The 9,119-nt window shown below is 71.8% G+C and carries 6 protein-coding genes; 4 read left to right on the top strand and 2 right to left on the bottom strand.

All coding sequences use genetic code 11. From position 1 onward, the window contains the following. Window positions 1-90: 90 nt before the first annotated feature. Window positions 91-1,173: an NDP-sugar synthase gene (locus tag AB0D31_RS34030; RefSeq protein WP_362730598.1), complete on the bottom strand. Its 1,083-nt coding sequence runs from the start codon at window positions 1,171-1,173 to the stop codon at window positions 91-93. 109 nt (window positions 1,174-1,282) lie between these two features. Continuing rightward, window positions 1,283-2,557 (bottom strand): N-acetylmuramoyl-L-alanine amidase, encoded by a 1,275-nt coding sequence (locus tag AB0D31_RS34035; protein WP_362730600.1) that lies wholly within the window; start codon window positions 2,555-2,557, stop codon window positions 1,283-1,285. A gap of 138 nt (window positions 2,558-2,695) precedes the next feature. On the opposite strand from AB0D31_RS34035, the gene AB0D31_RS34040 reads away from it, so the two are divergent. The 4 genes from AB0D31_RS34040 (at window position 2,696) to AB0D31_RS34055 (ending at window position 8,918) form a co-directional block, all read left to right on the top strand. Then, a complete protein-coding gene (locus AB0D31_RS34040; RefSeq protein ID WP_362730603.1) occupies window positions 2,696-3,448 on the top strand; it encodes a TIGR03089 family protein in 753 nt (250 codons plus the stop codon). A gap of 215 nt (window positions 3,449-3,663) precedes the next feature. Continuing rightward, on the top strand, window positions 3,664-5,088 hold the full coding sequence (locus AB0D31_RS34045; protein ID WP_362730606.1) for an LCP family protein: 1,425 nt from the start codon (window positions 3,664-3,666) through the stop codon (window positions 5,086-5,088). Window positions 5,089-5,318: 230 nt separating this feature from the next. Next, window positions 5,319-7,070, top strand: a complete 1,752-nt coding sequence (locus AB0D31_RS34050) for an LCP family protein (protein ID WP_362730609.1) — start codon at window positions 5,319-5,321, stop codon at window positions 7,068-7,070. Window positions 7,071-7,127: 57 nt separating this feature from the next. Then, entirely contained in the window at window positions 7,128-8,918 is a 1,791-nt protein-coding gene (locus tag AB0D31_RS34055) for an LCP family protein (RefSeq protein ID WP_362730612.1), read from the top strand. Window positions 8,919-9,119: the final 201 nt, after the last annotated feature.

A 9,119-nucleotide genomic window follows, 5' to 3' on the forward strand; every position in this document is an offset into this window, starting at 1 on the left:
AGGGTGACTCCTACTGGTCCGAGGAGAGTCGAAGGGGCGCGGGGAACTGCGCGAGCACCCCCACCCCGCCCGGGGTCGAAAGGGTGACTCCTACTGGTCCGAGGAGAACCGGACCGCCCCCGCCGGCAGGGCGGCGCCGCACCACACCCGGGCCCCCGAGCGGAGCTCGTTGTCGGAGCCCACGACCGCCCCGTCCCCCACCACCGCCCCGTCCAGAATCGTCCGCGCGCCGATGCGCGCACCCGCCCCCACCAGCGAATCCGTGATCACCGCCCCCGCCTCCACGACCGCCCCGGGCAGAATCGCACTGCCTGCGATGCGCGCGCCCGCGCCCACCACCGCGTCCTCCCCCACCACCGTGCCGCCCGTCAGCTTCGCGTCGGGGGCGACCGTCGCCGTCGGCAGGACCAGGCGGTCGCCGCAGCGGCCGGGGACCGCGGGGGACGGGGCGCGGCCGAGGACCAGGTCGGCCGAGCCGCGGACGAAGGCCGCCGGGGTGCCGAGGTCGAGCCAGTACGTCGAGTCGACCATGCCCTGGAGGTGGGCGCCGCGCGCCAGCAGGCCGGGGAAGGTTTCGCGCTCGACGGAGACCGGCCGGCCCGCCGGGATCTCGTCGATGACCGAGCGCCGGAACACGTACGCGCCCGCATTGATCTGGTCGGTGACGATCTCCTGGGGCGTCTGGGGCTTCTCCAGGAACGCGGTGACCCGGCCCGCCGCGTCCGTCGGCACGAGCCCGAACGCCCTCGGGTCGTCGACCCGGGTCAGATGCAGGGAGACGTCCGCTCCCGAGGTGCGGTGGGTGTCCACGAGGGCCCGGATGTCCAGGCCCGTCAGGATGTCCCCGTTGAAGATCAGCACCGGCTCGTCGGGCCCGGAGCGGAGCCGGGACGCCACGTTGCGGATCGCGCCGCCCGTGCCGAGCGGCTCGTCCTCGGTGACGTACTCGATGCTGAGGCCGAGCGCGGAACCGTCCCCGAAGTACGGCTCGAACACCTCGGCCAGGTAGGACGTGGCGAGCACGATGTGGTCGACGCCGGCCGCCTGGGCCCGGGCCAGCTGGTGGGTGAGGAAGGGGACGCCCGCCGCCGGAACCATCGGCTTGGGCGTGTGCACCGTGAGCGGGCGCAGCCTCGTCCCCTTGCCGCCGACCAGGAGGATCGCTTCAGTCACCTGTCGTCTCTGCTTCCTGCTGGGGCCGGCCTTCGGATTCCGTCGTGTGTTCGGCGGATCTCCCGGCCGGCCAGTTTATGCAGACCCCCCGAAGGCGTTCACGACCCGGTCAGCGCCGGCCCTGGTAGTGGGCGGCGGTGACCCGGGCCGCGCCGAGCCTGCTGTACAGGCGGGCCCCCGGGCAATCGGTGGCGAACCCGTCGCGATGGCCCGCGATGGCGTTGAACTTGACGCTGCGCCCCTTCTTGTAACGGTTGCCTCCGCCGGAGACGAGCGTGCTCTTGCCCTTCGGGTTCACTCCGTACAGACCTAGTTTCCAGGCCGCGAGTTGCTCGACGGCCCTGAGGGCGGCGGCCGACGGGTTGGTCCTGTTGTAGGTGCCGAGGACCGCGATGCCCGTGCTGTTGGTGTTGAAGCCCAGCGTGTGCGCCCCGAGCACCGCCTTGGTGACTCCCCCGGCCCGGCCCTCGTAGATGTTTCCGCACTTGTCGACCGCGAAGTTGTAGCCGATGTCCCGCCAGCCGCTGCTCTTGACGTGGAAGCGGTAGATGCTGCGCAGGACGGAGGCCGACTGGGCACAGCTGTATCCGTTGCCGGACGCGGTGTGGTGGACGAAGGCGACCTTGACGCTCTTGGTGTAGACGAAGCCGCGCTCACGCAGCCGTTCGTCGGCGCCCCACCCCTTGCGGGTGATGATGCGCGGCCGCGGCCCGACGTACGGGCGGGCCATGCTGTCGGACCCGGATGCGTAGGAGCCGGGTACCTCGGCCGCCTCGGCCTGCGTCGCGGTCTCGTCGAGCGCGGGCAGGACGTCGGGGGTCTGCGCGGCGCGGGTGCTCTCGCCCGCGTCCCGCCCGGCCGGTCCCGGTCCGGGGTCGACGAGATCCAGCCGAAGGCCCCCGGGGAGCGGCGCGGCTTCCTGTCCCTCCTCGGCCGGTTCGGCGTCGACCCGTGCCTCGACGGCGTCGGAGTCGCCGACCCACAGGGGCGCGGTGGAGCCGTGCAGCGGGCGCTCCGCCTCGGGTGTTCCGGGGTCCGCTCCATGGTCGTGGTTGTGGGTCTCCAGGTCCTGCCAGGCGGACCAGGTGCCGGTGGCGCGGGCCCGGGTGCGGACCTGGACGCTGCCGTGCAGTTCGTCGTCGGCGTTGTCCCAGACGACGCCGACCAGCGAGAACGGCCGTACCTCCCGTACCGCGAGGCCCTCTTGGGAGGCGCCGGCCGCCGACCGGTTCGCGCCGGGCAGCGGCGCGAGCGCCAGCGACTGGGTGGAGCCGGCCGGTTCCGCGGCGGCGGCCGGGACCGCGGCGGGCGCGGCGGGGGCAAGGGGCAGTGCGAGGGCCGCGATTGCGGCGACGCCGATCGAAGACGCAAGGAAGCTACGCATGGTGACGATCGTGGACATACTGGTTCAAATCTGTCCAATGCTGAACTGACGGCCCGTCGGCCAAACCGGTGTACGCACCGTACGCACCCGGCCCACCGGTGCCGGTGCCGCCCGGGCGCGCCACGTAGCCTTGCCCGCGTGAACGCCAGCGACCGCACCCCTGCCGACCTGCTGCGATCCGCGCTCGCCGCGGACCCGGGCCGCCCCCTCATCACCTTCTACGACGACGCCACCGGCGAACGCGTCGAACTGTCCGTCGCCACCTTCGCCAATTGGGTGGCCAAGACCGCCAATCTGCTCCAGGGCGATCTGGGTGCCGAGCCCGGCGACCGGCTCGCGCTGCTGCTCCCGGCGCACTGGCAGAGCGCCGTATGGCTGATGGCCTGCCACTCGGTGGGCGTGGCCGTCGAGATCGGGGCCGACCCGGCCGCCGCCGACCTCGTGGTCAGCGGCCCCGACACCCTCGACGAGGCGCGCGCCTGCACCAGCGAACGGGTCGCGCTCGCGCTGCGTCCGCTCGGCGGCCGCTTCCCGCAGCCCCCGGCAGGCTTCGCGGACTACGCCGTCGAGGTGCCGAGCCAGGGCGACCGGTTCGCGCCGTACGCACCCGTCGACCCCGACGCCCCCGCGCTCGCCGTCGGCGGCCTCGACGTGAGCGCCGCCGAACTCGTCGCCCGAGCCCGCGAGGAGGCCGCGGCGCTCGGCCTCGCGCCCGGGGCCCGGCTCCTTTCGGGGCTCGCGTACGACGACTGGCCCGGGCTGGCGAGCGGTCTCTACGCTCCGCTCGCCGCGGGCGGCTCGGTCGTCCTGTGCCGCAACCTCGGCCAACTGGCCGACGGCGGGCTCGACAAGCGCGCCGAAAGCGAGCGGGTCACCCACCGCTCGCTGTGACCGTCCGGCTCCGGGCCGCCGCACTGCTCCCGACCCGGTACTGAACCGATCTCCACCCTTGTGGCCCACGCGGGGGCCCGGCCCCCGGGCTCCGCAGGCACCTCCGGTACATGATCGACCGTACGCACAACCATGCGCGCGATTCGGCCGTCTACCGGGGTGCCCGGCGGCGCACAGTACCGCCGGCCCGTGACGGCCCCCGAGGGCCCATGAGGATGGACGCCGACGTGACCGACAGTGCTGGCACGCCTTCCGGACCGGAGCGCCCGGCCGGGGACGACACCGGCGGGTCCGGCGAGGCCAAGGCCGACGACACCACCCCTGCCGAGAACACCGACGGCACCGACGGTGGCGAGGCCAAGGCCGACGACACCACGCCCACCCAGAACACCGACGGCGCCCACGGCACCCACGGTGACGAGGGCTCCGACGGTGGCGAGGGCGACGCCGCCGTCCCCAACCGCCGTCGCCGCTGGCTGCGTTGGACCGCGCTCGGGGTCTCCGTCGTCGTGCTCGCGGCCGCCGGCACCGGCTGGTGGTTCTACCGCAAGCTCGACGGCAACATCCACACCGACACCTCCGCCGCGCGCGAACTCGACAAGTACGCGGGTGACCGGCCGGCCCCGGTCGTGCACGGCGCCGAGAACCTGTTGCTCATCGGCTCGGACTCGCGAGCCGGCAGCAACTCCTCGTACGGCAGGGACGACGGCGGCAGCCAGCGCTCGGACACCACGATCCTGCTGCACCTGGCCGCCGACCGGCTGAGCGCCACCGCCGTCTCGCTGCCGCGCGACCTGATGGCGGACCTGCCCGCCTGCGGCGAGCCGGACGGCACCACGTCCAGGGCGCAGTTCGCCCAGTTCAACTCGGCGTTCGAGATCGGCGGGGCGGCCTGCACGATCCGTACGGTCGAGAAGATGACCGGGGTGCGCATCGACCACCACGTGGTCGTCGACTTCAGCGGGTTCAAGGACATGGTCGACGCGGTGGACGGTGTCGAGGTCTGCCTCAAGGAGCCGGTCGAGGACCGCCAGGCGCACCTCAAGCTTCCCGCCGGCCGGCAACTCCTGCGCGGCGAGCAGGCGCTCGGTTTCGTACGGTCCCGGCACGGCTTCGGGGACGGCAGCGACACCCAGCGCATGGACCGCCAACAGCAGTTCCTCGGGTCGCTGATGAAGAAGGTGCAGAGCAACGGGGTGCTGCTGAACCCGGCCCGGCTCGTCCCGGTTCTGGACGCGGCGACGCGGTCGCTGACCACGGACGCCGGCCTGAACAGCCTCAAGGACCTGTACGACCTGGTGAGTTCGATGCGCGGCATTCCTACCAAGAACATCCGTTTCCTCACGGTTCCGCGTCAGCCGTACGCGTACGACCGCAATCGGGACGAACTGGTTCAGCCGGAGGCGGACCGGCTCTTCACCCAGCTGCGGCAGGACCAGCCGATCAAGGTGGCGCCCGCCGCGGATATGGCCAAGTCCAAGGAGGGCGGCACCGGCTCCGGGAACGGCTCCGGCTCCGGCTCCGGCTCCGGCTCCGGCTCCGGCGGGGATGACAAGCCCGACGATCCGGACCCTTCGCCCAGCGCGTCGGCGACCCCCGTCTACCCGGGTACGAACGCCGCGTCCTCCCCGTGTGCCTAGGGTCCAGCGGGGCGTGAGCGACCTGTGAATTCCGCGTGACCGGCTGCGGATTGGGGCCAAATGCCCGGTTGTAAAGGGCGTGGAATGTGTCACGGCCGTCGCTCTGGGACGAACTGGCCAGATAGTGTGACGCGATCCGGTGCGACCGGCCGGCGGGCCGCGCACTGCAGGAGCGAATGACTGAGCGCTTTGGGGGAAGCGACTCGCACCGACGGAGGACAGAAGCAACCGTGGATGCGCAGAGCCGTGGCCGGGCCGACGACGTCGACCCCGCAGACCAGTGGGTCCTCAACCCGGATACCGGCACATACGAACTGCGACTGGGCCCCTCCGGAACGCAGTCGCCCCCCGGCCCGCGCCGGCCCTCCACGCGCCGCACGACCGAGTCGGAATCGGGGCAGTCCGGGCGTTCCGGGCGGCGCGAGGTGCCCGGTCAGCGCAACCGCCGGGCCGGCAAGGCTCCTTCCGGCAAGGGTCCGTCCGGGGAGTCCCCCGATGCGCAGGGCCGCCGCAAGCGCAAGCCCAAGGCGACCCGCAAGAAGAAGGTCCTGCTGTGGACGGGCGGTGTGATGGGGTTCGTCCTCGTCGTCGGCTCGGGCGGCGCCTACTGGCTCTACCAGCACTTCAACGGCAACATCAGCACCGTCGACGTGGGTGACGCGGGCAGCAAGAGCTCGGTGCCCGACGGGGCGTTCAACATCCTCGTCATCGGTACCGACAAGCGGACCGGCAAGGGCAACGAGGGGTACGGCGATGCCGGCAGCGAGGGCCACGCCGACACCAACATCCTCTTCCACGTCTCGGCGGACCGGACCAACGCGACCGCGCTCTCCATCCCCCGCGACATGATCACCGACATCCCCGCCTGCCCGACCAAGCAGAAGGACGGCACCACCAAGACGGTGCCGGGCGAGAAGAACGTACGGTTCAACACGAGCCTGGGCCAGGAGGGCCGCGACCCGGGCTGCACCATGCGGACGGTCAAGCAGCTCACCGGGCTCACCGTCGACCACTTCATGATGGCCGACTTCAACGCCGTCAAGGAGCTGTCCACGGCCGTCGGCGGTGTCAAGATTTGCCTCGCCAAGGCGGTCAACGACCCCAAGTCGCATCTGAAGCTCCCGGCCGGTCAGAGCGTCGTCAAGGGCGAGCAGGCCCTCGCGTTCGTGCGCACCCGGCACAGCTTCGGCAACGAGAGCGACCTCGACCGGATCAAGCAGCAGCAGCAGTTCATCGGCTCGATGATCCGGCAGATGAAGTCGGACGACACCCTGGGCAGCCCGACCAAGCTGTACGGGCTCGCGGACGCGGCGACCAAGGCGCTCACGGTCGACTCGGGGATAGGCAGTATCAAGAAGCTGACCGACCTCGCCCAGGTCCTCGGCAAGATCGACGCCAAGAACATCACCTTCACCACGCTTCCGGTCATCGACAACCCGGCCGAGGGCAAGAACCACATCACGGTGGTGCCGGACCCGACGAGGGCCGACCCGCTGTTCGCGATGATGCGCGCCGACACCTCGCTCACCGAGGTGAAGAAGAAGGAGGCGGCGTCCAAGAGCGCGGCCGAGGCCGAGGCGGCCGCCCGGCTGAACGGCCCGCGCGCCAAGTCCTCCGACGTACGGGTCACCGTGCTCAACGGCGGCGCGAAGGCGGGCTCCGCGGGCGACATGGTCACCTGGCTCCAGAACCAGAAGGGCGTACTCAAGTCGAGCAACGGGGCGAACGCACCGCAGAAGGTGCCGGCCACCGTCCTCGCGTACGCGCCGAACCAGGCCGACCAGGCCCGCAAGCTCGCGGATCTGCTCGGCCTGTCCGCCGCGGCGCTGAAGCCGGGCACGAAGGACGCCGTGGGCAAGGAGCCCATGGTGCTGACCCTCGGCCCCGACTTCAGCCAGGCGGGAACACCCATCGCCGCTCCGGCCAAGGCGCCGGAGGGCATTCAGAAGGTCGAAGCCGACAAGTCGGTGTGCGCCAAATAGCAGACTCACGGCCCGCCCGGGCCTCAGGGGGAGTCTGAACGACAGGGGGGTACCGGGGTGGGGAACAACAGCGTGCGCGGGGAGGGGACGCACGGCCGTGTGGAGCACGCGGGCGAACTCGGCTGGGACGAGGGCCTGTACGAGCACGACACGGCCGGCGCGACCGCGGCGGACGGGCCCGGCGGGCCGGCGAGACCCGCCGGCCCGGCCGGGGGCTCGGACACGGCGTCGGGATCCGCGGCGGAATCCGCATCGGGACCTGCATCGGGATCCGGATCCGGACCCGCGCCGAAATCGGCCTCCGACGGCGGCGGGCGCCGGGGTAAGGGCGGTGGCCGCCGCAGACGCGGCAAACGCAGACGCCGCGTACTGAAGTGGACCGCGATCACCCTCGCGGTGCTCATACTCGGGACGGCCGGCGCCGGTTACGCGTACTACCAGCACCTCAACAACAACATCCGCAAGGGCGACCGCAGTGCCGGCGGCAGCGACGCCAAGAAGGCCGCACCGAACGCCCAGGGCCAGACCCCCCTCAACATCCTTCTGATCGGCTCCGACAGCCGCAACAGCGACGCGAACGTCGCGCTCGGCGGCGCCAAGGAGAACCGCGGCAGCGCTCCCCACGCCGATGTGCAGATGCTGCTGCACGTCTCCGCCGACCGCAAGAACGCCTCGGTCGTGAGCATCCCGCGCGACACCCGGGTCGCCATCCCCGAGTGCAAGGACCCCGACACCAACAAGGTCAACGCGCCCACCAGCAACGTCATCAACGAGGCGCTGGGCCGCGGTGGCGCGGGGTGTGTCCTGGACACCTGGGAGAAGCTCACCGGCATCTACATCGACCACTGGATGATGGTCGACTTCGCGGGTGTCGTCGCCATATCGGACGCCGTGGGCGGCGCCGACGTCTGTGTGAAGCAGAACATCGACGACCATCCCACCAAGGCCCAGCCCGGCGGCTCGCACCTCCATCTGACCGCGGGCAACCACACGGTGAAGGGCGAGCAGGCCCTCCAGTGGCTGCGCACCCGGCACGCCTTCGGCAGCGACATCGGCCGCTCCGAGGCCCAGCACATGTACATGAACTCGGTGATCCGCAATCTGAAGGACCAGAACGCGTTCACCGACACGGGCCGCCTCATGGACATCGCCGAGACGGCGACCAAGTCGCTCCAGGTCTCGTCGGAGCTCGGCACCGTCAAGAAGCTGTTCGACCTGGGCATGGAGCTCAAGGACATCCCCATGGACCGCATCAACATGCTGACCATGCCGCGGCTGCCCGACCCCAGGGACCCGGACGCCCATGTGATCCCGGACAAGGCCAGGGCCGACGCGCTGTGGGCGATGCTGCGGGACGACAAGCCGCTGGACGGCAAGGACGACGGCAAACCCGCCGCCCCCTCCCCCTCCGCCTCCAAGGGACCGGCCGCCGCAGCCCCCGGCACCCTCCCGGTGACCGTCGTCAACGGCACCGGCACCGACGGCCGCGTCGCCGCCAAGGGCCGCGCCACCGAGGTGGCCACCGCCCTCAAGGGCAAGGGCTTCGCCAAGGCCGTGACGGGCTCCAGCAGTCCGGCCGCCACCAGCGAGGTCGACTACCCCCAGAGCGCCGGCGCCCAGGGCAAGGCGGACGCCGCGTCGGTCGCCACCGCCCTCGGGCTGCCCACGAGCGCGGTCAAGGCGTCCGACGTCAAGGCGCTGACCCTGGTGGTCGGCGGCGACTGGCGCACCGGCGCGAGCCACCCCCAGCAGGACCCCAAGGCCGCCGACCCGCTCAAGGACACCGAGACGGTCAACGGAGCCGACAAGGGCGCCTGCATGGAGGTGTACGCGCCGTACCGCTTCTAGTCCGGCGTGCGCGCCGTACCGCTTCCGGTGCGGCGTACGCGCCGTACCGGAAGCGATGCGGCGGACGCACACGAAGGGGCGCCCGGTGCTTCACGGCGGCCGGCGCCCCCGCCTGGAACTTAAATTGGGGGCGCCCCAGGCGGGGGTTGGGCCGAACGCCCGGGGGCGGGGGCCGCGTGGCATGGGGGCCCGCCCCGTAGC

It is taken from the genome of Streptomyces sp. NPDC048361 (genome assembly GCF_040651795.1).
Classification (GTDB): domain Bacteria; phylum Actinomycetota; class Actinomycetes; order Streptomycetales; family Streptomycetaceae; genus Streptomyces.

Excerpts from the sequence above, each read along its gene's own strand:
- AB0D31_RS34035 (WP_362730600.1), bottom strand. The coding sequence starts at position 2,557 with ATGCGTAGCTTCCTTGCGTCTTCGATCGGCGTCGCCGCAATCGCGGCC.
- AB0D31_RS34045 (WP_362730606.1), top strand. The coding sequence starts at position 3,664 with ATGGACGCCGACGTGACCGACAGTGCTGGCACGCCTTCCGGACCGGAG.